General features: G+C 74.2%; 19 protein-coding genes and 3 tRNA genes. 12 read left to right on the forward strand and 10 right to left on the reverse strand.

All coding sequences use genetic code 11. The annotated features are described in order from the left end of the window. Positions 1-49: 49 nt before the first annotated feature. The 4 genes from ACUXPL_RS09215 to ACUXPL_RS09230 all read left to right on the forward strand — a co-directional run bounded on the left by ACUXPL_RS09215 (position 50) and on the right by ACUXPL_RS09230 (position 4,205). A tRNA-Thr gene (locus tag ACUXPL_RS09215) sits at positions 50-126 on the forward strand. Between the two features lie 276 nt (positions 127-402). Further along, a complete protein-coding gene (locus tag ACUXPL_RS09220; protein ID WP_454183394.1) occupies positions 403-1,854 on the forward strand; it encodes a S8 family peptidase in 1,452 nt (483 codons plus the stop codon). Between the two features lie 200 nt (positions 1,855-2,054). Next, positions 2,055-2,128 (forward strand) — tRNA-Val (locus ACUXPL_RS09225). 166 nt (positions 2,129-2,294) lie between these two features. Beyond that, positions 2,295-4,205: a threonine/serine exporter family protein gene (locus ACUXPL_RS09230; RefSeq protein ID WP_454183731.1), complete on the forward strand. Its 1,911-nt coding sequence runs from the start codon at positions 2,295-2,297 to the stop codon at positions 4,203-4,205. A gap of 13 nt (positions 4,206-4,218) precedes the next feature. Here the strand turns inward: ACUXPL_RS09230 and ACUXPL_RS09235 are convergent, their stop codons facing one another. Then, positions 4,219-4,896: a uracil-DNA glycosylase gene (locus tag ACUXPL_RS09235; protein WP_073116088.1), complete on the reverse strand. Its 678-nt coding sequence runs from the start codon at positions 4,894-4,896 to the stop codon at positions 4,219-4,221. A gap of 36 nt (positions 4,897-4,932) precedes the next feature. On the opposite strand from ACUXPL_RS09235, the gene ACUXPL_RS09240 reads away from it, so the two are divergent. The 3 genes from ACUXPL_RS09240 to groL all read left to right on the forward strand — a co-directional run bounded on the left by ACUXPL_RS09240 (position 4,933) and on the right by groL (position 8,223). Then, positions 4,933-5,277, forward strand: coding sequence for a DUF3263 domain-containing protein (locus tag ACUXPL_RS09240; RefSeq protein WP_454183396.1), 345 nt, complete (start codon positions 4,933-4,935; stop codon positions 5,275-5,277). A 3-nt stretch (positions 5,278-5,280) separates the two neighbouring features. Then, positions 5,281-6,273: a LytR C-terminal domain-containing protein gene (locus tag ACUXPL_RS09245; protein WP_454183398.1), complete on the forward strand. Its 993-nt coding sequence runs from the start codon at positions 5,281-5,283 to the stop codon at positions 6,271-6,273. Positions 6,274-6,591: 318 nt separating this feature from the next. Then, the gene (gene groL, locus ACUXPL_RS09250; protein ID WP_180536897.1) at positions 6,592-8,223 is read left to right on the forward strand and encodes a chaperonin GroEL; all 1,632 of its coding nucleotides are present in this window, start codon (positions 6,592-6,594) and stop codon (positions 8,221-8,223) included. A 110-nt stretch (positions 8,224-8,333) separates the two neighbouring features. Here groL and ACUXPL_RS09255 read toward each other — a convergent pair whose 3' ends face one another. The 5 genes from ACUXPL_RS09255 to ACUXPL_RS09275 form a co-directional block, all read right to left on the reverse strand. Continuing rightward, positions 8,334-9,266, reverse strand: a complete 933-nt coding sequence (locus ACUXPL_RS09255; protein WP_454183400.1) for a DUF4031 domain-containing protein — start codon at positions 9,264-9,266, stop codon at positions 8,334-8,336. 67 nt (positions 9,267-9,333) lie between these two features. Continuing rightward, a complete protein-coding gene (locus ACUXPL_RS09260) occupies positions 9,334-9,624 on the reverse strand; it encodes a WXG100 family type VII secretion target (RefSeq protein WP_010079419.1) in 291 nt (96 codons plus the stop codon). 55 nt (positions 9,625-9,679) lie between these two features. After that, the gene (locus ACUXPL_RS09265) at positions 9,680-11,485 is read right to left on the reverse strand and encodes an ATP-binding protein (protein ID WP_454183402.1); all 1,806 of its coding nucleotides are present in this window, start codon (positions 11,483-11,485) and stop codon (positions 9,680-9,682) included. 1 nt (position 11,486) lies between these two features. After that, complete coding sequence (locus tag ACUXPL_RS09270; protein WP_113913968.1) at positions 11,487-12,194, reverse strand: response regulator transcription factor; 708 nt, start codon at positions 12,192-12,194, stop codon at positions 11,487-11,489. Between the two features lie 78 nt (positions 12,195-12,272). Then, positions 12,273-12,536 carry a hypothetical protein gene (locus ACUXPL_RS09275; protein ID WP_036382536.1) on the reverse strand — a complete coding sequence of 88 codons (264 nt, stop codon included), beginning with the start codon at positions 12,534-12,536 and terminating at the stop codon, positions 12,273-12,275. A 211-nt stretch (positions 12,537-12,747) separates the two neighbouring features. Here ACUXPL_RS09275 and ACUXPL_RS09280 point away from each other — a divergent pair, with 211 nt between their 5' ends. Then, positions 12,748-13,131: a cold-shock protein gene (locus tag ACUXPL_RS09280; RefSeq protein WP_020628350.1), complete on the forward strand. Its 384-nt coding sequence runs from the start codon at positions 12,748-12,750 to the stop codon at positions 13,129-13,131. A gap of 3 nt (positions 13,132-13,134) precedes the next feature. Continuing rightward, the gene (locus ACUXPL_RS09285; RefSeq protein WP_454183404.1) at positions 13,135-13,656 is read left to right on the forward strand and encodes a DUF3027 domain-containing protein; all 522 of its coding nucleotides are present in this window, start codon (positions 13,135-13,137) and stop codon (positions 13,654-13,656) included. A gap of 91 nt (positions 13,657-13,747) precedes the next feature. Here ACUXPL_RS09285 and serC read toward each other — a convergent pair whose 3' ends face one another. Next, a complete protein-coding gene (serC, locus tag ACUXPL_RS09290) occupies positions 13,748-14,875 on the reverse strand; it encodes a phosphoserine transaminase (RefSeq protein ID WP_454183406.1) in 1,128 nt (375 codons plus the stop codon). A 128-nt stretch (positions 14,876-15,003) separates the two neighbouring features. On the opposite strand from serC, the gene ACUXPL_RS09295 reads away from it, so the two are divergent. From ACUXPL_RS09295 to ACUXPL_RS09305, 3 genes are all read left to right on the forward strand, one after another. After that, on the forward strand, positions 15,004-15,726 hold the full coding sequence (locus tag ACUXPL_RS09295; RefSeq protein WP_454183408.1) for a metal-dependent transcriptional regulator: 723 nt from the start codon (positions 15,004-15,006) through the stop codon (positions 15,724-15,726). A gap of 160 nt (positions 15,727-15,886) precedes the next feature. Next, a complete protein-coding gene (locus tag ACUXPL_RS09300) occupies positions 15,887-16,381 on the forward strand; it encodes an HNH endonuclease (protein WP_020628346.1) in 495 nt (164 codons plus the stop codon). Positions 16,382-16,456: 75 nt separating this feature from the next. Beyond that, positions 16,457-18,325 carry an ABC transporter ATP-binding protein gene (locus ACUXPL_RS09305; RefSeq protein WP_454183411.1) on the forward strand — a complete coding sequence of 623 codons (1,869 nt, stop codon included), beginning with the start codon at positions 16,457-16,459 and terminating at the stop codon, positions 18,323-18,325. Between the two features lie 26 nt (positions 18,326-18,351). Here ACUXPL_RS09305 and ACUXPL_RS09310 read toward each other — a convergent pair. The 3 genes from ACUXPL_RS09310 to ACUXPL_RS09320 form a co-directional block, all read right to left on the reverse strand. Continuing rightward, positions 18,352-18,425: transfer RNA gene (locus tag ACUXPL_RS09310), tRNA-Arg, on the reverse strand. 43 nt (positions 18,426-18,468) lie between these two features. Then, positions 18,469-19,119, reverse strand: a complete 651-nt coding sequence (locus ACUXPL_RS09315; protein ID WP_454183413.1) for a hypothetical protein — start codon at positions 19,117-19,119, stop codon at positions 18,469-18,471. A 200-nt stretch (positions 19,120-19,319) separates the two neighbouring features. Next, positions 19,320-20,507 (reverse strand): acyltransferase family protein, encoded by a 1,188-nt coding sequence (locus tag ACUXPL_RS09320; protein WP_454183415.1) that lies wholly within the window; start codon positions 20,505-20,507, stop codon positions 19,320-19,322. Positions 20,508-20,600 lie beyond the last annotated feature (93 nt).

The raw sequence follows: 20,600 nt of genomic DNA on the forward strand, positions 1-20,600 counted from the left end.
CCTTGTACGCTGGAAGGGCCGGCCGCGGCGCCCCGGGCGCCGGCCGCAGGCCTCCTTAGCTCAGCTGGCCAGAGCAGCTGCCTTGTAAACAGCAGGTCGCCGGTTCGAATCCGGCAGGGGGCTCCACCCGACCGCGGGCCCGACGGCGCCGCGCACCTCCGCCGGGAGGGCGCGGCGCCGTCGTCGCGTCCGGCGCGGACCGAAGCTGGGGCGCCGCTGTGCGCGTCCGCGACCATCCGCCAGGCCCGGTTGGCGGATCCGCCAGACGTGCCTCGACCATGCGCCAGACTTCGACCCTCGGCCTCGCCGTGACGGAATCGTGACCTTACCGTGATCTCAGCCACCCCGGCCCGAGCCCCTCGGGCGCCCGCATCCGGTGGCTCAGAACTCCGAGGAGATCCCGTGCAGTCCTCCACACCCCGCAGCACCCGCCGCCGCATCGGCGCCCTCGTGGCCGGCGCCGTCCTCGCCGGCGGCACCCTGACCTCATCCCCCGCGCTCGCGGCCCCCTCCGGCGGCGCCCCCGCCGCGCCGGCAGCCAGCCCGACCGCCGCCTCGCCCCTGGCGGCGGCGCAGGTCGAGGACCCGAACGCCGACGGCTACGACTCCTTCATCGTCACCTACAAGGAGACCGCCGCCAACGCCCACGCGAAGGGCCGAGCCAACGCCTGGGGCAAGGCCGCGAAGGAGGCCGGCGTCTCCGTGAAGGAGCTGCGTGAGACCGCGCTCGGCTCCCGCGTGATCAAGGCGGACCGCAAGCTGGACCAGGCCGAGTCCGCGAAGTTCATGGCCGACCTGAAGGCCTCCGGGGCGGTCGAGGCCGTGGAGCCGGACGCCATCCTCACCGCCACCGGCCTGAGCCCCGTGGACGCCCTCTACTCGCAGCAGTGGGGCTTCACCGGCACCCACGGCATGCGGGTCCCCGGTGCGTGGGACCGCACGACGGGCTCCGGCGCGACCGTGGCCGTCATCGACACCGGCATCACCTCCCACCCGGACCTCGACCGCAACGTCGTGCCCGGCTACGACTTCATCTCCAACAGCGCGGCGGCACGTGACGGCGGAGGCCGCGACTCCAACCCGCGCGACGAGGGCGACTGGTACGCCGCCGGCGAGTGCGGCACCACCGGTGCCTCCGACTCCTCGTGGCACGGCACCCACGTGGCGGGCACCGTCGCGGCCGTGGCCGACTCCCAGGGCGTCGTCGGCGTGGCCCCGAACGCGAAGATCCAGCCCATCCGCGTGCTCGGCAAGTGCGGCGGTTCGCTGTCCGACATCGCCGACGCGGTCGTCTGGGCCGCCGGCGGCACCGTGGCGGGCGTGCCGGCCAACCCGAACCCGGCGGACGTCATCAACATGTCCCTCGGCGGCTCCGGCGTATGCGGCACCACCTACCAGAACGCGATCAACGCGGCCGTCTCCCGCGGCGTGCCCGTCGTCGTGGCGGCGGGCAACGAGAACCAGCCCGCCGCCAACGTGCGCCCGGCCAACTGCCGGAACACCATCGTGGTGGCCGCCTCCACCTCGCAGGGAGCCCGCGCCTCGTTCTCGAACTTCGGCTCCGCCGTGGACGTGACCGCCCCGGGCGCGAACATCATCTCGACCGTGAACAACGGCGCCACCACCCCGACGACGGCCGGCCACGCCGCCTACAACGGCACCTCGATGGCCACCCCCCACGTCGCGGGCCTGGCCGCCCTGCTGCTGGCCGAGCGACCGAGCCTCACCCCGGCCCAGGTCGAGTCCACCCTCAAGTCCACGGCCCGGTCCATGCCCGTGACCTGCTCCGCGGGCTGCGGCGCCGGTCTGGCGGACGCCACCAGGGCGGTCTCCTCCCTCGGCGGCAGCTCCTGACCGGAGCCGGCTCCGGGCGCCGGGACCTCGTTGGTCGCCCAGGGCGGCTTCGAGCCCGGCGCCACGCTGACCGACGCCTGACGTGCTCGTCGGCTCTCGACGGCCGCTCCGCCGTGCGCGGGGCGGCCGTCGTCCGGGTGGACAGGCGGCGCCGCCTGAGGTATCGTTCTTCGAGTTGTCACCCCCATGGGGCGACGTCCGGATCTTTAGCTCAGTTGGTTAGAGCGTTCGCTTCACACGCGAGAGGTCGCTGGTTCGAGTCCAGTAAGATCCACCGCAGCAGGGCCCTCCTCCGGGAGGGCCCTTTCGCATCCCCGGGCCGCGGTGCCGACGGCCCCGGCGGGGGAGGTGCCGGCGTGGTTGGATGGACGCGTCGGCGGGGCTCGGCCCACCGCCGTGGCGCGTCCAGCGCCCGCACACGGAAGGAGAGGGTGAGCCGCATGGAGCAGGAGGGCACCCAGGAGCCGGCGCGGTTCGACCCCCGCATCGCGGAGCCCCCGGCCGTCCCCACGCTCATCCCCGTGCTGCGCCCGGCCGGCGCCGAGGACGCCGCCGCTGTCGGCGACCCCGCGCTCGACCCGGAGGGCCCCGGCCCGCTCGACCTCGACCCGGCGGAGTCGGCCCACCCGGCCGCGGTCGCCGTCGAGCCGACCGAGCCGCTGCCGCCTGTGGTCCGCCCCGCCGCCGCCGATCCGGTCCCGGAGCCGGAGCCGGAGGAATCGGCCGAGCCGGAGGCGGAGACGCTACCGGAGCCGGCCGCGGACGCGCCCCTGACCGAGCCGCCGCTGTCCGAGCAGGTGCCCACCTCCGTCCTGGCCCCCGCGGAGGCCGACGGCGCCCTGCCCGCCCCCGATGTGATCCCCGAGCCGGACATCACCGTCCCGGACCCGGTGGTCCCCGTGGGCCCGCCCGAGAAGCGCGGGCGTCGGCGCGGCCGACGCTCCCGCGAGGTCTTCGTCGAGAACCTGCCGACGCAGGCGCTCGTGCTGGCCGATCGGCTGCACTCCTCGCCGTACGGGCGCCACATGCGTTCCACGCTGCAGCAGCGCCGCGCGGAGGCGCAGGCCCTCGAGGCCCGCACCACCCTGGACTTCGCCCTCAAGCTGGGCGAGACGATGTTCAGCTTCGGCGCGGCCTCGCTGGATGTGGAGACCTCGATCATCGTGGCCACGCAGGCCTACGGGATCCTCGAGACCGAGGTGGACCTGACCAACCAGGCCATCTCCCTGAACTACGCGCCCGACTCCTCACGCGGCGAGGCCCCGTTCACCCTCCAGCGGGTGGTCCGCTCGTCCTCGGTGAACTTCGAGGGGCTCGTGGCCGTCCACCGGCTCGTCGAGGAGATCGCCGCGGGCGAGGTGGACCGGGCCGAGGCCCAGCGCCGGCTCGTGGAGATCCGGCATCAGCCCAAGCCGTTCCCCGCCGTCTTCGAGGTCCTCTTCTCCGGCGTGTTCGTGGCCTGCTTCGTGCCGTTCATTGGCGGGACGTGGACGGGCGCGGCCCTGGGCATGGTCTCCACCTGGCTGGTCTTCTGGCTCAAGGTCCAGGCCGACAAGGCGCGCTTCCCGGAGATCTTCTCCACCATGTTCGGGGCGATCACGGCCACGGTGATCGCGCTGGTGGCCTACGCCCTCGACCTGCCGGTGAACCCGGCGCTGGTGATCGCCGGCGGCATCATGATGCTGCTGCCCACGGCGAGGTTCGTCACCGCGGTGCAGGACGCCATCCACGGCTTCCCGGTGACCGCTGCGGGCCGCTTCCTCTCCGCGCTGCTCGTGTTCGCCGGCGTGATGGCCGGGATCATGATCGCCGTGGGCATCGGGGATCTCGTGGGTTTCGAACAGCTGGACCTGGCCGAGGCGGGGACGCTGAGCTATCCGCCGCTGCTGCTGCTGGGCCTCGTGATGGCCGCGGGCATGGCGGACGCGGTGGTGGAGCAGTCGCGGTGGCCGCAGATCCTGGCCTGCGGTCTCGTGTCCGGGGCCGGCTTCGGCGCGTACCTGGCCGCGCAGCAGATCGGGGTCAGCGACCGGCTGGTGCCCGCGGTCGCCGCGGCGGCGGTCGGGTTCCTCGGCCGCCTGGTGGCCCAGCGGCTCGCGGCCCCGGCGCTCGTGATCGTCCTGCCGTCCATGCTGTTCCTGCTCCCCGGACTCACCATGTTCCGGTCCGTCTACGGGTTCACCGTGGAGACCGGGGCCACGCTGCTGGGCGTCGAGGGACTGTTCAACGCCGCGGTCATCGTCGTGGCGATCGCGGCCGGCGTCGCCTTCGGCAACACCCTGGCCAAGCCGATCACCGACCGGATGGGCACGCTGCTGCCCACCGAGCTCGTGATGCACCAGCGCGGCTGACCGGCGGCCCGGCTCAGTCGGGCAGGCGCCAGTCCACCGGCTCCGCGCCCGCCGCCTCGAGGAGCCGGTTCACCCGGCTGAACGGCCGGGAGCCGAAGAACCCGCGGTGGGCGCTCAGGGGCGAGGGATGCGGGGACTCCACGACGCCGGCCCCCGCCGCCGTCAGCAGCGGCGCCATGCGCCGCGCGTCGGCTCCCCACAGCAGCCCCACGAGCGGGGTGCCGCGCGCGCAGAGGGCCCGCACCGCGGCCTCCGTGATCTGCTCCCAGCCGAGGCCGCGGTGGCTGCCGGGTGCGCCGGCCCGCACGCTGAGGGCGCGGTTCAGCAGCAGCACGCCCTGGTCCGTCCACGCGGAGAGGTCGCCGTGGGCGGGCGGGGTGATGCCGAGGTCGTCGTGCAGCTCCCGGTGGATGTTGGCCAGGGAGCGGGGCAGCGGCCGTACGTGGCGGTCCACCGCGAAGCTCAGGCCGATCGGATGGCCCGGCGTCGGGTAGGGGTCCTGGCCCAGCACGAGGACGCGGACGTCCGCGAACGGCTGACGGAACGCCCGCAGGATGTGCTCCGGCGCCGGCAGCACCTGCTCTCCGGCCGCCCGGCGGGCCCGCAGCCGCTCGCCGACCTGCTCGAACGCGGCGGCCTGCGGGGCGAGGGCCGCCTCCCAGCCCGGATCCAGGGGCGCGATGAACTCCATGCCCCGAGGGTAGACCGGGTGGGTACAGTGGCCGCCATGTCCCACACCACGCCCGTCTCGCCCGATCCGGACCCGGACGAGGGTGCCGACGCGCGGGCGCGGCGGGACGAGCTGACGGACCTGGAGCGTGCGGTCCTGGACCTGGAGGCCGCCACCTGGCGGTACGGCGGGGCCAAGGACCACGCCGTCCGAGAGCGTCTGGGGCTGTCTCCGACCGCCTATTATCAGGTGTTGAACGGATTGCTGGACCGTGAGGCCGCCCTGGCCTACCGACCCCTGCTGGTCACGCGGCTGCTGCGCAAGCGCGGCACCCGCAGCCGGGCCCGGAGGGGACCCGCGGATCCGGCGCCGTCCACGCCCGCTTCCCGCCAGGAGAACTGACCCATGGCCTACCAGCCCGACCGCTTCGACGAGGTCCCCGAGTACACGGACCAGCGCGGCGCGCACCGCGAGTCCTTCGCCGCCGCCGGCGCGACCGCCGCGGGCGGGGGTCGGCGCCTGAGCCCGCTGCTCTGGGTGGCCGGCCTCGTCCTGCTCGCCGGCCTGTTCGTGGGCGTCGTCCTGCCGTGGCTCACCGGCGACCGCTCCGAGCCCGTCGCCGCCGAGAGCTCGACGACGGCCCCGGCGGCCGAGCCGTCGACGTCGCCGTCGACGTCGGCGTCGTCCGAGTCCTCCTCGGCGACCTCCGCGTCGGCGTCGACTGCATCCGCGACCGAGTCCGCCACCCCGTCCGAGGACGCGGCGGAGGCGTCCCGTTCCGCGGCCGCGGCCGAGTCCTCGCGGGCGGCGCAGGAGGCGGCCGCCGCCGAGGCCGCCGAGTCGTCCCGGGCCGCCCAGTCGTCTCGTGCTGCCGCGGAGGCCGCTGAGTCGTCCCGTGCCGCCGCCGAGGCACAGGCGGCGGAGGCCTCGCGTTCCGAGGCCGCCGCGCAGTCCGCCGCGGCGTCCCGGTCGGCGGCGGCCGCCCGGGCGGCGGAGTCCTCGCGCGCCGCCGCGTCCCGTTCGGCCGCCGCGGCGGAGGCCTCGCGCTCGCAGTCCGCGGCCGCGTCGAGCTCTCGTGCTGCCGCGCAGTCCGCGTCCGCGTCGAGCTCTCGTGCGGCGGCGCAGTCCGCGGCCGTGCGCGGCACCCACGTCACCGTGTACAACGCGACCCGCACCCAGGGCCTCGCCGCCTCCTACGCGCAGCGGCTCACGAGCGCCGGCTACACCTCGGTGGACGCGAAGAACTGGAGCGGCTACGGCATCCAGTCCTCCACCGTCCTGTACAACGGCTCGGCCAACAAGGCCGCCGCCGAGGCGGTCGGCAAGGAGCTCGGCTTCCCGGTCATGCAGACCCCGAACCTGCAGGTGAACGGCGTCGCGGTGGTCGTCACCGGCTGATCCGCCCGTCGTGCGGCCGTTCCGGCCGCGCACCCTTTCCGGCCCCCGGCGGGGCGCCTCCCGAGGCGTGCTGCCGGGGGCCGTCCGCCGTCCGCGGAAGGGCGGGCCCCGCACCGCGGACCTTTTGCACTCTCCCGGTGCGAGTGCTCATAATGGGGTTAGCACTCCGAAGGCGCGACTGCCAGCCGTACCCCGGTCGGTCCGGCGCCGTGGAGGAGGACCTGTCCACCGGTGAGGCCCCCCAGGGCCGTCCGTCGCGGGCATCGGCGCGGGTCAGCCACCAGCAGTAGGAAGCCGACGTCCAGAAAGGACCTGCACATGGCCAAGACCATCGCATTCGACGAAGAGGCCCGCCGCGGCCTGGAGAAGGGCCTGAACACCCTGGCCGACGCCGTGAAGGTGACCCTCGGCCCCCGCGGCCGCAACGTGGTGCTGGAGAAGAAGTGGGGCGCCCCCACCATCACCAACGACGGCGTCTCCATCGCCAAGGAGATCGAGCTCGAGGACCCGTACGAGAAGATCGGCGCGGAGCTCGTCAAGGAGGTCGCCAAGAAGACCGACGACGTCGCCGGCGACGGCACCACCACCGCCACCGTGCTGGCCCAGGCGCTGGTCCGCGAGGGCCTGCGCAACGTGGCCGCGGGCGCCGACCCGCTGTCCCTGAAGCGCGGCATCGAGAAGGCCGTGGAGGCCGTCACCTCCGAGCTGCTCTCCGCCTCCCGCGAGATCGAGACCAAGGACCAGATCGCGGCCACCGCCTCGATCTCCGCCGCGGACAAGCAGATCGGCTCCCTCATCGCCGAGGCCCTGGACAAGGTCGGCAAGGAGGGTGTCATCACCGTCGAGGAGTCCAACACCTTCGGCCTCGAGCTCGAGCTCACCGAGGGCATGCGCTTCGACAAGGGCTACATCTCCGGCTACTTCGTGACCGACGCGGACCGCCAGGAGGCCGTCCTCGAGGATCCCTACATCCTCATCGTCAACTCAAAGATCTCCTCCGTGAAGGACATGGTGGCGATCCTCGAGAAGGTCATGCAGTCGGGCAAGCCGCTGCTGATCATCGCGGAGGACGTCGAGGGCGAGGCCCTGGCCACCCTCGTGGTCAACAAGATCCGCGGCACCTTCAAGTCCGTGGCCGTGAAGGCCCCGGGCTTCGGCGACCGCCGCAAGGCCATGCTGGCCGACATCGCCATCCTCACCGGCGGCCAGGTCATCTCCTCCGAGGTGGGCCTGTCCCTGGAGAACGCGACCCTCGACCTGCTGGGCACCGCCCGCAAGGTGGTCATCACCAAGGACGAGACCACCATCGTGGAGGGCGCCGGCGACGCCGAGCAGATCGCCGGCCGCGTGGCCCAGATCCGCTCCGAGATCGAGAACACCGACTCGGACTACGACCGCGAGAAGCTGCAGGAGCGCCTCGCCAAGCTGGCCGGCGGCGTGGCCGTCATCAAGGCCGGCGCGGCCACCGAGGTGGAGCTCAAGGAGCGCAAGCACCGCATCGAGGACGCCGTGCGCAACGCCAAGGCCGCGGTGGAGGAGGGCATCGTCGCCGGCGGCGGCGTGGCCCTGATCCAGGCCGGCGCCAAGGCATTCGGCGGCCTGCAGCTCGAGGGCGACGAGGCCACCGGCGCGAACATCGTCAAGGTCGCCATCGAGGCCCCGCTGAAGCAGATCGCCCTCAACGCCGGCCTGGAGCCCGGCGTTGTGGCCGACAAGGTCACGACCCTCGACGACGGCCACGGCCTGAACGCCGCCACCGGCGAGTACGAGGACCTGCTGGCCGCCGGCATCAACGACCCGGTGAAGGTGACCCGCTCGGCCCTGCAGAACGCCGCGTCCATCGCGGGCCTGTTCCTGACCACCGAGGCCGTCGTCGCGGACAAGCCCGAGAAGGCCGCCGCCGGCGCCGAGGGCATGGACCCGATGGGCGGCATGGGCGGCATGATGTGATCAGCCGCTGAGCCGGCCCGGCCCGTTCGGGCGCCCAGCCTGCGAGGCCCGCCTCCCCGCCCGGGGAGGCGGGCCTCGCCGCGTTCCGGGCCAGCACCGGGGCGCCCCGCTCAGGCCGACAGCGCGGCCCGTTCCGCCGCCAGGTTGCGGCGGGCGGCGGCCTCCCAGCGTGCTCGGCCAGGCGCGGTCCGATACAGCCGCTCGGCGCCCAGCAGCGCGTCCAGCACCGCGCCGCGACCGCGGGCCCAGTCCGCGTCGGACACGTGCGCGTAGTCCCGCCGCACCGCGGCCACGTAGCGGGCGTAGGCCTCGGGGGATCGGCCGAGGACCTCGAGGTCCGCGTCCGAGAGCACCGCCCCGGCCGCGTCGTGCGGGGCGGGGTCGTGGGCGGCGGTGAGCAGCACGAGGCGCGCCACCTCGTCGACGACGTCGGCCGGCACGGCCAGCCGCGGAGCGGTGAGCACGTCCCGGGCCAGGGCGGCCGAGTCCGCCTCGTCCTGGCCGGCGGGCGCGGTGGGGTCCCCGGCGTAGACGGCGTCGTGGAACCACGCGGCCAGTCGGACCGCACGCGGATCCGGCCCGGTCTCCGCCCCCGCCCGCTCGAGCAGGTCCACGGACTCGAGCACCGCGAGCAGGTGGGCTGGGTCGTGGTAGTGCCGATGCGGCTCCGCCCAGCGGGCCAGCAGGTCGCGGCCCGCCGTCGTCACCGCATCCGGGCTCGCCGCCGTGCCCTCGAACAGCCGCGCCCACCGCCGGGCGAGGACCACGTCCCGCTTCTCGGCGCGGCTCCGGGCGGGCACGCGCAGCCCCGAGGCGGCGAGGCGGCGCACCAGCTCCCGTCCGGTGACGGGCACCGCCCCGCGGGCCACGAGCTCGGCACGTCGGTGCGCGGGCACGTCGTAGTGGTCCCGGTCGAAGGCCCGCTCCGAGAGCCCCGCCGCCCGCGCGAACGCGTGGAGCTCCTCGAGGGAGGCGTCGGAGACGAGGTGGGAGAACACGGTGCCGTGGGCGGGCCACGCGGGCGGGTCGATCAGGACGGTCATGTCCCCACTCTAGGAAGCACGGACCGGGGCGCGGCCGGCCGGCCGCACCCCGGACCGTTCCGGGCGCTCAGAACCGGAACATCGCGGCGTTGGCGGTCTCCGCGTCCTGGTACTGGGTGGCGGCGGCGTCCATCGCGCGGCGGATGCCCGCCAGGGACTCCTCCACACGCTGCTGGGTGGCGCGCCACTCGGTGAGCACGCCCTGGAAGTTCGCGGCCGCCTGGCCGCGCCAGGTGTCCTGCAGCTGGCGCAGGTTGGCCTCCATGGTGCTCACCTCCGCCTGGAGGCGGCCGATGGAGCCCTCCACCGCCCCGCTCTTGGCCCGCAGGTCCTCGACGTCGATCTGCACGATGCTCATGTGACTGTCCCCTCTGATGAGTGCTGATGGGCGGCGGGTGCCGCCGGGCACCACGCTAGGGACGGGCGTCCCGCTCCGCCGCCGGGCCGTCCTCGCCTGGGGACGGGGCGTCGGCCTGAGGCGCCTGTGCAGGAGCAGACGCCCGACGGCGGCGCTCGGCCGAGGCGCGACGGAACCGCTCCGCCGCCCGCAGCAGGCGGCTGCTCCGGGCGGCGTCCGCGGCGCTGGCGCCGGCTCCCGACGGTGCGGTCAGGGCGAGGGGGCCGGTGGGTGGGCCGGCCGCGTCGTCGTCGGGGTTCTGCGCGGACGGGCGCTCATCCTCGACGTCCTCGTCCGCCTCGTCCTCGAACGGCGCCCACGGCAGGTGGACGGAGAAGGTGGCGCCGCCGCCCTCGGTCTCCAGCAGTCGGACGGAGCCGCCGTGCTGGGCCACGATCGCCGCGACGATGGCCAGGCCGAGCCCCGTGCCGCCCGTCTCGCGGTGCCGGGAGGTGTCCGCACGGTAGAACCGCTCGAAGATGCGGGCGCGGTCCTCCTCGGACACGCCCGGCCCGTGGTCACGGATCTCGATCACGGAGCTGCGGCCCGCACCGTCCGCCCCGGCCTGGCCGCCGAGGTGGTCGACGGTGCCGACCGCGATCTCGATGGGGGTGCCGGCGGGGGTGTAGCGCAGGGCGTTGGCCATGAGGTTCACCACCACCTGGCGCATCCGGTTCTCGTCGCCGAGGATGGGCGCCGGGGCCGCCCGGTCGCCGTCGGGGCCCACGAGGGTGACCTTGCGGTCCGGGGCGTTCACGGACGCGTCCATCATGGAGTCCATCGCGAGGATGAGCAGGTCCACCGGGGCGTGCTCGAGGGGACGCTGCTCGTCGAGGCGGGCCAGGGTGAGCAGGTCCTCCACGAGGCGGGTCATGCGGGTGGCCTCGGACTCGATGCGCTGCATGGCGGCGGCGACGTCCTCCTCCTCGCGCAGCCCGCCGTGCCGGTACAGCTCGGAGAATCCGCGGATGGTGACCAGGGGGGTGCGCAGCTCGTGGGAGGCGTCCTGCACGAAGCGGCGCATCTTGTCCTCGGAGATCTCCTTGTCCCGGAACGCGGACTCGATGTGCGCGAGCATCGCGTTGAGGGAGCGGGAGAGCCGGCCCACCTCGGTGTCGGGCGCCGCGCTCTCCACGCGCTGGCTCAGGTCGCCGGCGGCGATCTTGGCGGCGGTGCGCTCCACGCGGTTCAGGGTGCGGAACGCGCGCTGGACCGCCAGGTTGGCCACGATCACGGTGCCCGCCGTCGCGAGCAGGCCGATGGTCACGACGATCGAGGTGACGCGCTCGACGGAGGAGGTCACGCTCTGCAGGGGCAGGGCCACGGCCATGGTGCCGTCGCCGCTGCTGAGCCCGTACAGCTGCACGCGCCAGCCGTTCGAGTCCGGCTGTGTGCCGGGAACCTCGAAGGAGGCGGAGCCGCGCTCGAGGGCCTCGGCCGGGGTGATGTCCGGCAGGACAGGCTCGTCCGCATCCGGCATCACCGGGGTCTGGACGACCCGCGCGCCCTCGTTGTCCCACACGACGCCGTAGAAGCGCAGGATGGGCAGCTGCGGCATGTAGTACTCGCCGGTCTGGGCGACGTTGGCCAGGTACATCGAGACGGTGTCCCGGTTGGCGGCCATGTCCTCGTCCAGCTGGCGCACCGCCTCCTGGCGGAACAGCGCTGCGGTCGCCAGGGCGGTGACGGCGACCAGGGCCAGCATGAGCGCCGCGATCATCACGACCAGCTTGGTGCGCAGGGACTGCCCCTGCCACGTGCCCCTCAGCCAGGCGCGCGGATGGCGGACGTGGGCCGCCGCGGCGTCGAGCCGCGCACGCACGTCAGCGCTTGTCCGCGGTGCGGAGCATGTAGCCGACGCCGCGCTTGGTATGGATCATCTTCTCGCGGCCGCCGACGTCGATCTTGCGGCGCAGGTAGGAGATGTAGGACTCGACGATCGAGGCGTCCCCGTTGAAGTCGTACTCCCACACGTGGTCCAGGATCTGGGCCTTCGAGAGCACCCGGTTCGGGTTCATCATGAGGTAGCGCAGCAGCTTGAACTCGGTGGGGGAGAGCTCCACGACCTCGCCGCCGCGGCGGACCTCGTGCGCGTCGTCGTCGAGCTCGAGGTCGTCCACGCGCAGCACCGCCGCGTCGTCGTCGAGGGAGGCGGTGCGGCGCAGCACGGCGCGGATGCGGGCGACCACCTCGTCGAGGGAGAACGGCTTGGTCACGTAGTCGTCGCCGCCGACCGTCAGGCCGGTGATCTTGTCCTCGGTGCCGTCCCGCGCGGTGAGGAACACGACGGGGAAGTGACGGCCGGCGGAGCGCAGGCGGCGGGTCACGGTGAAGCCGTCCATGTCCGGGAGCATCACGTCCAGCACGGCCAGGTCCGGCTGGAACTCCTCGGCGGCGTCCAGGGCCTCCCGGCCGTTGGCCGCGGCCGTGACCTCGAAGCCGGCGTAGCGCAGGGATGTGGAGAGCAGCTCGCGGATGTTGGGCTCGTCGTCCACCACCAGGAGGCGTGCTTCGGGGTTCTGAGGCTGCATGGAGCCCAGTCAACCGCTCTGACCTGGGAACACCCTGAAAGGGCGCTGGATGTCGCGGGGCGTCGGCGGCCCGGCGGCTCAGGGGCGCGAGCGCCGGACGGCGCCCAGCACCACGTGCAGCAGCATCAGGCCGAAGCCGACGGGCAGGCCGAACAGCGCGAGCGCGAACAGCGCCGGGGACGCCGGCCACGCCAGGAAGTACGCGACCAGCAGGGCCACCAGGGCCAGGGCCGACACCGCCGTCACGGCCACGCCCAGCACCAGGACGAGGCCACGACCGCCCCGGTGGTCGGCGGGGTCGGCGGCGGGCGCGGAGGCGGGGAGGGTGGAGGTCCGAGGCATGCCCGCCACTCTAGTCGGGCTATCCTGGGAGGTCATTGACGACCACGTCCTCCGCCGTCCCCTCCGGGCGCACGGCCAGGCTGGTCCCACCGATGCCGCGGCGCACCGCCACGCCGGTGCCGGACCCCGCCGACCCGAGACGAGAGCACGGCCGCCCCTGCGGCGCCGGCCCGACGCGGTGGACCCACATGACGAGGAGCAGGTGACGCACATGCCCACCGGGCGCATCAAGTTCTACGACTCGACCAAGGGCTTCGGGTTCGCCCAGACGGACGAGGGCGAGGAGGTCCACGTGCCCGCCTCGGCCCTGCCGGCCGGGGTGACCGAGCTGCGCGGAGGCACCCGCGTGGAGTTCGGCGTGGCCGAGGGCCGCCGCGGCAAGCAGGCGCTCTCGCTGCGCGTGCTCGACGCCGCACCCTCGGTGGTCCGCAACCACCGTCCCGGCGCCACCGAGATGGCCGTCCTCATGGAGGACCTCATCACGTGGCTGGACCAGACCTCCAACGGCCTGCGCCGCGGCCGCTACCCCCAGCGCGCCCAGGCGCAGAAGATGGCGCAGGTGCTGCGCCGCGTCGCCGACGATCTGGAGGCCTGAGCCATGACCGCCCACGACGACGCCCCGCGCGTCGACCACCGGAGCCCCGACGCCGAGCCCACGCCCGCCGAGGAGAGGACGGCCGTGCCGCCCGTGCGTCGCCGGGCCCCGCGCCGCGACGAGCTGCTCGCCGCCGCCGTGGACGCCGCCCGCGCGGGGCTGGCCGGGCTGGCCGCCCCGGACGAGGTGGGGGAGCACGTGGACGTGCTCGTGGACGACGACCGGCTCCTGACGCACCGCTTCGCGTGCCGCCTGCCCGGCTACGCGGGCTGGCTCTGGTACGTGACGATCGCCCGGGCCCCGCGCGCCAAGCAGGTCACCGTGTGCGAGACCGGCCTCATGGCGGGGGAGGGTTCGCTCGTGGCGCCCCCGTGGGTGCCGTACGCCGAGCGCGTGAACGAGGAGGAGCGCGAGCGGCTCAAGGCCGTGGCCGAGGGCCGCGTGCCCGGCTCCCCGGCGCCCGAGGCCGCGCCGGACGGCGCCGCCCAGACGGCCCCCGAGCCCGCGGCGGCCGACCGCGGCTGAGGCGGCGCACCCCGGCTGAGACGCCGGGGCGGACACGCAACGGGCCCGCGGGGGAGTCCCCCGCGGGCCCGTGTCCCCGTCCGGGGCCGGCTCAGGCCAGGCGTTCGACCACGTGGTCGATGCAGCGCAGCAGCGCCGCGACGTCCTCGGGCTCGGTCGCGGCGAAGGTCGCGATCCGCAGCTGGTTCCGGCCGAGCTTGCGGTACGGCTCCACGTCCACCACGCCGTTCGCGCGCAGGGCCTGGGCGACCGCCGCCGCGTCGACGTCGTCGGAGAAGTCGACGGTGCAGATCACGGCGGAGCGGTCCTCGGGCCGGGCCACGAAGGGCGTGGCGAAGGACGACGCCTCGGCCCACGCGTACACGCGCGAGGAGGAGTCGGCAGTGCGGGCGGTCATCGCGTCCAGCCCGCCCTGGCCGTTCATCCAGCGCAGCTGCGCGTCCAGCATGACGAGCGTGGCCAGCGCGGGCGTGTTGTAGGTCTGGTCCTTGAGGGAGTTGTCCACGGCCGTGGCGAGGTCCAGGAACGCCGGGATCCAGCGGCCGGACTCCTTGATCTCCGCGACCCGCGCCAGGGCCCGCGGGGAGAACAGCGCGAGCCACAGACCGCCGTCGGACGCGAAGTTCTTCTGCGGCGCGAAGTAGTACACGTCCGCCTCGGACACGTCCACCGGCAGGCCGCCCGCGGCCGAGGTGGCGTCGACGACGACCAGCGCGTCCTCGTCGATGCCCGCGGGGCGGACGACGGGCGCCATCACGCCGGTGGAGGTCTCGTTGTGGGGCCACGCGTACACGTCGACCTCGGCCACGGCCTCCGGCTCGGGGTGGGTGCCCGGCTCGGAGGTGCGGATGTCCGACGGGGCAAGGAACGGCGCCTGGTCGGTGGCCTTGGCGAACTTCGAGCCGAACTCGCCGAAGCTCAGATGCTGGGCGCGCTCGCGGACCAGGCTGAAGGCGGCCGCGTCCCAGAACGCGGTGGAGCCGCCGACGCCGAGGATCACCTCGTAGCCCTCCGGCGCCGAGAACAGCTCGGCGACGCCCGACCGGACGCTCGCCACCAGGTCCTTGACCGGCTTCTGGCGGTGCGAGGTGCCGAGCAGCCGGGCCGCGCCCTGGAGCGCGCTCAGCTGCTCGGGGCGGACCTTGGACGGGCCGGCGCCGAAGCGGCCGTCGGCCGGCAGCAGGTCCTGGGGGATGGTGATCTCGGCGGGGGAGGTCATGCGTGCTCCTGACGCTTCGGGGTCGCGGGTCGCGCCCATTCTCCCGCGCCCGGGACCACCGGCCGTCCACGTGACTCACGCCTCGCTAGGATGTCCGGGACGAAGAGCCCGAGGGAAGAGGACGTGCCATGACGGATCTGATCGACACCACCGAGATGTACCTGCGCACGATCCTCGAGCTCGAGGAGGAGGGCATCCCCCCGCTGCGGGCCCGCATCGTCGAGCGTCTGGAGCACTCCGGCCCCACCGTCTCCCAGACCGTGGCCCGCATGGAGCGGGACGGGCTGGTGCACGTGGGCGCGGACCGTCGGCTGGAGCTGACAGTGGCGGGCCGCGAGCGGGCCGTGTCCGTGCTGCGCAAGCACCGCCTGGCCGAGCGCCTGCTCGCGGACGTGATCGGCCTCGAGTGGGAGCTCGTCCACGAGGAGGCCTGCCGCTGGGAGCACGTGATGAGCGACCAGGTGGAGCGCCGCCTGCTCACGCTGCTGGAGAACCCCACCGAGACCCCCTACGGCACCCCGATCCCGCCCCGGCCCGAGCAGGCCTCCGCCGAGGACTGGAGCCGCGACATGGGCCTGGCGGGCGCCCGGCTCTCCGAGGAGGCCGCCACCGCCGGCCGGTTCCGCGTCCGCGGGCTGGCCGAGGGTGTGCAGACCGACCCCGACCTGCTGGCCCAGCTGGCCGGCGCCGGCGTGACCCCCGGCCGCGTGGTGCGTGCCGAGGCCGCCCGCGACGCCGGGTACATCCGGGTCGAGGGCGAGGCGGAGGACGGCGCGGCCGCGGACGGCGGGGCCCTCGAGCTGGCCGTGGCCACGGCCGCGCACGTGTGGGTCGAGCGCCTCGACGGCTGACGCGTGGCGGGCCGTCGTCGTGCGTGACGGGGGCGTGATGGCCCGGTGACGGGCCGGTGAACCTCTTCCGCCGCCGCAGGCGACACGCGGCGCGCCGCGGCGCCCGCGCCTAGCGTGGGGACACGACGCCCCCTGTGTCCCCACGCTTCCGAGGCCCCCGATGCGCACACTCGTCCTCAACGCCGGCTATGAACCCCTCTCGGTCGTCTCCGACCGCCGGGCGCTGCTGCTCGTGGCCACCGGCAAGGCGAGCGTGCTCGAGGACGCCGGGGACCCGATGCGCAGCCCCACCCGCGCGTGGGGTCGGCCCCTCGTGATCCTGCTGCACCAGTACATCCGGGTGCCCCACACGGACGCGGCCCCGGTCTCCCGCAAGGGCGTGCTGCGCCGGGACGGACACCGCTGCGCCTACTGCGGCGCCCACGCCACCACCGTGGACCACGTGCGGCCGCGCTCGCGGGGCGGCGAGAACTCGTGGGAGAACCTCGTGGCCTGCTGCCTGCGCTGCAACGGGGCGAAGGCGGACCGCTCGCTCGAGGCCCTGGGCTGGCGGCTGCGGGTGGAGCCGGTGCGCCCGCGCGGGGCCCAGTGGCGGATCCGCGAGCTGGAGCGGCCCGCCGAAGCGTGGCGGGACTACCTGCGCCTGGCGGCCTGACGCCGGAAGCGGAATCGCGCCCGCCCGTGCCCGGCGGTTCCTAGACTCTCGAACGGTCGAGAGAGCGGAGGGCCCATGAGCATGGAGTCAGCGGCACGGATGTCCATGATGCGGATGACCCGCGGACAGTCCGACGCCCAGCAGAGCCTCGCCCGCGGCACGGTGCGCCGGACCATCGCGTTCGCGGGCCGGTACCGCACCCGCCTGATCGTGTTCGTCGCGGCGTCCATCGTGGGCGCGGTGCTCGGCGTGGCCTCGCCCGTGCTGGCCGGCGACGTCGTCAACGCGATCACCGGTGGCGCGGACCGCGGACTCGTGGTGCGGCTGGCCCTGCTGATCGCCCTCGTGGCCGTGCTCGACGCGGCGCTGTCCGTGTTCACCAAGTGGCTCTCCTCCGGGCTGGGGGAACGCGTCATCTACGACCTGCGCACCGCCGTGTTCGACCACGTGCAGCGCATGCCGGTGGCGTTCTTCCAGCGCACCCGCACCGGCGCGCTCGTCTCGCGCCTGAACAACGACGTGATCGGGGCGCAGTCGGCGATCTCGCGGACGCTCTCCGGCGTCGTCGCGAACGTGGTGTCCGTGGCGCTGACCCTGGGGGTCATGGTGGCCACCAGCTGGCAGGTCACCGTCCTGTCCCTCGTGATGCTGCCGCTGTTCCTGGTGCCGGCCCGGGCGGTCGGCTCGAAGCTGGCGGGCCTGTCCCGCGAGCGGGCCGGGCACAACGCGGCCATGGGCGACCAGATGACCGAGCGGTTCTCCGCTCCCGGCGCGACGCTCATCAAGCTCTTCGGCCGCCCCGCCGCCGAGTCCGCGGAGTTCGCCCGCCGCGCGGACCGCGTGCGCGCCACCGGCGTGGACATCTCCGTGCGCCAGGCCGTCTTCACCACGCTGCTCACCCTGGTCTCCGCGCTCGCGCTCGCGGCCGTGTACGGCGTGGGCGGGCTCCAGGCGATCGCGGGCACCCTCGACGCCGGCGACGTCGTCACCCTCGCCCTGCTGCTGACCCGCCTCTACGCGCCCCTGACCGCGCTGGCGAACGCCCGCGTGGAGATCATGAGCGCGCTCGTGAGCTTCGAGCGCGTGTTCGAGGTCCTGGACCTGGAGCCCCTCATCACGGAGCCCGCGCGGCCCGCCGCCCTGCCGGAGGGGCCCCTGTCCGTGCGGCTGCGGGACGTGCGCTTCGCCTACCCCACCGCGGAGCAGGTGTCCCTGGCCTCCCTCGAGGAGGTCTCCGTGCTGGACACGCGCGGCGGCGAGGAGGTGCTGCACGGGATCGACGTGGCCGTGCCCGCCGGGGCCACCGTGGCCCTCGTGGGCTCCTCGGGTGCGGGCAAGTCCACCATCGCCTCGCTCGTCACGCGCCTGCACGACGTCACCTCCGGCGCCGTCGAGATCGGTGGCGTGGACGTGCGGGACCTCGCGTTCGCGGACCTGCAGCGGGCCGTGGGCATGGTGACCCAGGACGGCCACCTCTTCCACGAGACCGTGCGCGCCAACCTGACGCTGGCCCGCCCCGGCGCGACGGACGAGCAGCTGTGGGACGCCGTCGAGCGGGCCCGCCTGCGCCCCGTGGTCGAGGCGCTGCCGGACGGGCTGGACACCGTGGTCGGCGAGCGCGGCTACCGCCTCTCCGGCGGCGAGCGGCAGCGCATGACGATCGCGCGGCTGCTGCTGGCGGCCCCGCGCGTCGTGGTGCTGGACGAGGCGACGGCGGCGCTGGACTCCACCAACGAGCGCGCCATCCAGGAGGCGCTGGGGGAGGCGCTGGCCGGGCGGACCGCGATCGTGATCGCGCACCGGCTCTCCACCGTGCGCAGCGCGGACGAGATCCTCGTGGTTGAGGCCGGGCGGATCGTGGAGCGCGGCACGCACGCCGCACTGCTCGCGGCGGGCGGGCGGTATGCGGAGCTCTACACCACGCAGTTCGCCGACGCGGAATGAGGCGGCGGCCGGACCGGCCGCCCAGGTGCCCCAGGCCGGAATCGAACCGACGGCCTACCCTTTAGGAGAGGGTCGCTCTATCCAACTGAGCTACTGGGGCGCGGACCGTGCGTCGGTCCGGTGAGCGAGTCTAGCCGAGCCCTTCAGGCCTCCCGCGCGGCGGGACCACGGCGACGGCGCCGCCCGGCCCACAGCATCACGGCCACCGCCAGGGCGAGCAACGCGAGCAGGACCCAGCGGGTCAGCGTCAGGGCGGCGGCCAGGCCGGCGCCCGGGCCGCCGGCGGCGATGGCCTGCTCGATCGCGATGTTCTCGCAGATGTCCACGACCGCGAACAGCACGCCCAGCCCGAAGACGACCCACTTGGCCCCGGCGGGACGCAGGCGCCAGGCGCCGACCGCGGTGACCGTCAGCGCCACGGCGATCGGGAAGATCACGCCGGCCGTCTTGTGCACCCAGTTCAGCTGGCCGCGGGCGTCCTCGTCCATGACCGCGGAGAGGGCGCGGATGTGGTCCTGCCCGTAGAACAGCAGGGAGTCCGGCATCGCCAGTCCGCCGCTGAGCTGGGTCATCTGCTGCAGCACCAGCAGGTGGAGGTACGCGCCCACGAGCAGGGTGGTCACGATCAGCGCGCTCACCGGGATCGCCGGGCTGCCCTCGCGCTCAGCGGCCGCGGCGAGGTCCGCACGGACGTTGACGTCCCGCAGCGTGGGACGGGAGCGCGGAGACTCGGCGACCGGACGCGCGGCGGGCCGCGACGGGCGCGGACGGGACTTGCGGGACTTCTGGGACACGGGGCACCTCCGCGGTCCATCCTCCCAGACCGGCCGAGCCGGCCCGGCCCCGTCCAGCCCAGCCCCGTCCAGCCCAGCTCACTTTCGAACGTGAAATCGGGGTCATGGGGACTTTCGAACGCGAGATAGGCCCCACATCACGTTCGAAAGTGCGGGTGTGGCGGGTGTGGCGGGTGTGGCGGGGTCGAGTCGGGGGCGGCTCAGTCCGCGTGGCGGGGCCGCGGGCGGGGGACCCGGACCCGGACGGGTGCGTCGGCCACCGGGTCGGTGGCCGGGACCGGCCCCGCGGTGGGCTGCGGCTCGGACGCCGGCTCGACGACCGACAGGGGCGCCGTCGTCGGGGCGGGCTCGGCGGTCCGTGCCGGCACGGCGTCCGCCGCCTCCGGGGCCGAGGCCCGGGTGCGTGGCCGCGCCCGGACGCGTCCCGCCGTCGGGAATTCGAAGAGCCAGCGCACCCGTCGGTAGCCGAGCGCAAGGGCGAGCGGCACGAGGAACGTGAACGACGCGATGGCCACGTAGAAGTCGACCGGGCGGACCGCGGCGAGGTCGCGGAAGGCCGCCACCGCCAGGATCAGCACCGGCATGTGGGCGACGTAGAGGACCATCGAGCGGCGGCCGCAGAACTCGAGGAACGGCAGGCGGGGCAGGCGCGGGCCGAGCCACAGCACCACGAGGATCCCCGGCAGTGCGGCGAACACGGACCAGGGCTGGCGCTCCGCCACCACGAGCGCGCCGGTGCGCGTGGCCGTCACGGTGAGCACCATGAGGATCACCGCGATCACGCCCAGGGCGGCGGGCGCCGTGCGGATCCGGGGGAGCAGTCGCGCGGAGGCGGCACCGAGGAAGAAGTACACGCCCCAGTACAGAGGGCGCACCCAGTGGCGGGGGCCGCTGACGAACTCGAGGAGCAGGACGAACAGGACGACGGCGACCACCAGCGCCGGGACGCGACGGATCACCGGGCCGATGAGGTAGCAGAGCATGAGCACCCACAGGAACCACAGGTGCCACGCGCCGCCGCGCCAGAACTCGACGGACAGCAGGGATCCGGGCCTGCCCGTGGCCAGCGCCAGGACGACCATCCAGACGAGGAACGGCCACAGGATCCGCTCCGCCTTGCCGCGGTAGTACGTGCCCAGCGGCTTGGACACCGAGCGGGGCAGCAGGACGCCGGACAGGAACACAAGCATCGGCATCCGCCACGACTGGAACACCTGCGCCACGTTCGCGAACGCCACGGAGCTGAAGGCCGCGTCGAGTCCCTGCGGCATCGTGTAGGTGTGGGTGAACATCACCAGCAGCACGGCGAATCCTCGCATCGCGTCCATCCAGGTCATCCGGCTGGGGGTGGACCCGTGGGACACGGGCGGGGTCGGCGTGGTGGACATGGCGGCTCCGGGGTGGCGTGGCGGGGCGGGGGAAGGGGGCTCCGCCGCCACATCGCGCGGAACGCCCAGAAGACCATAGCGGGCCGGTCGATT

The organism is Micrococcus sp. 140720015-1 (genome assembly GCF_053627595.1).

Excerpts from the sequence above, each read along its gene's own strand:
- ACUXPL_RS09280 (WP_020628350.1), top strand. The coding sequence starts at position 12,748 with ATGCCCACCGGGCGCATCAAGTTCTACGACTCGACCAAGGGCTTCGGG.
- ACUXPL_RS09300 (WP_020628346.1), top strand. The coding sequence starts at position 15,887 with ATGCGCACACTCGTCCTCAACGCCGGCTATGAACCCCTCTCGGTCGTC.
- ACUXPL_RS09260 (WP_010079419.1), bottom strand. The coding sequence starts at position 9,624 with ATGAGCATCGTGCAGATCGACGTCGAGGACCTGCGGGCCAAGAGCGGG.
- ACUXPL_RS09285 (WP_454183404.1), top strand. The coding sequence starts at position 13,135 with ATGACCGCCCACGACGACGCCCCGCGCGTCGACCACCGGAGCCCCGAC.
- ACUXPL_RS09255 (WP_454183400.1), bottom strand. The coding sequence starts at position 9,266 with ATGACCGTCCTGATCGACCCGCCCGCGTGGCCCGCCCACGGCACCGTG.
- groL (WP_180536897.1), top strand. The coding sequence starts at position 6,592 with ATGGCCAAGACCATCGCATTCGACGAAGAGGCCCGCCGCGGCCTGGAG.
- ACUXPL_RS09240 (WP_454183396.1), top strand. The coding sequence starts at position 4,933 with ATGTCCCACACCACGCCCGTCTCGCCCGATCCGGACCCGGACGAGGGT.
- ACUXPL_RS09275 (WP_036382536.1), bottom strand. The coding sequence starts at position 12,536 with ATGCCTCGGACCTCCACCCTCCCCGCCTCCGCGCCCGCCGCCGACCCC.
- ACUXPL_RS09305 (WP_454183411.1), top strand. The coding sequence starts at position 16,457 with ATGAGCATGGAGTCAGCGGCACGGATGTCCATGATGCGGATGACCCGC.
- ACUXPL_RS09320 (WP_454183415.1), bottom strand. The coding sequence starts at position 20,507 with ATGTCCACCACGCCGACCCCGCCCGTGTCCCACGGGTCCACCCCCAGC.
- ACUXPL_RS09245 (WP_454183398.1), top strand. The coding sequence starts at position 5,281 with ATGGCCTACCAGCCCGACCGCTTCGACGAGGTCCCCGAGTACACGGAC.
- ACUXPL_RS09270 (WP_113913968.1), bottom strand. The coding sequence starts at position 12,194 with ATGCAGCCTCAGAACCCCGAAGCACGCCTCCTGGTGGTGGACGACGAG.
- serC (WP_454183406.1), bottom strand. The coding sequence starts at position 14,875 with ATGACCTCCCCCGCCGAGATCACCATCCCCCAGGACCTGCTGCCGGCC.
- ACUXPL_RS09230 (WP_454183731.1), top strand. The coding sequence starts at position 2,295 with ATGGAGCAGGAGGGCACCCAGGAGCCGGCGCGGTTCGACCCCCGCATC.
- ACUXPL_RS09235 (WP_073116088.1), bottom strand. The coding sequence starts at position 4,896 with ATGGAGTTCATCGCGCCCCTGGATCCGGGCTGGGAGGCGGCCCTCGCC.
- ACUXPL_RS09295 (WP_454183408.1), top strand. The coding sequence starts at position 15,004 with ATGACGGATCTGATCGACACCACCGAGATGTACCTGCGCACGATCCTC.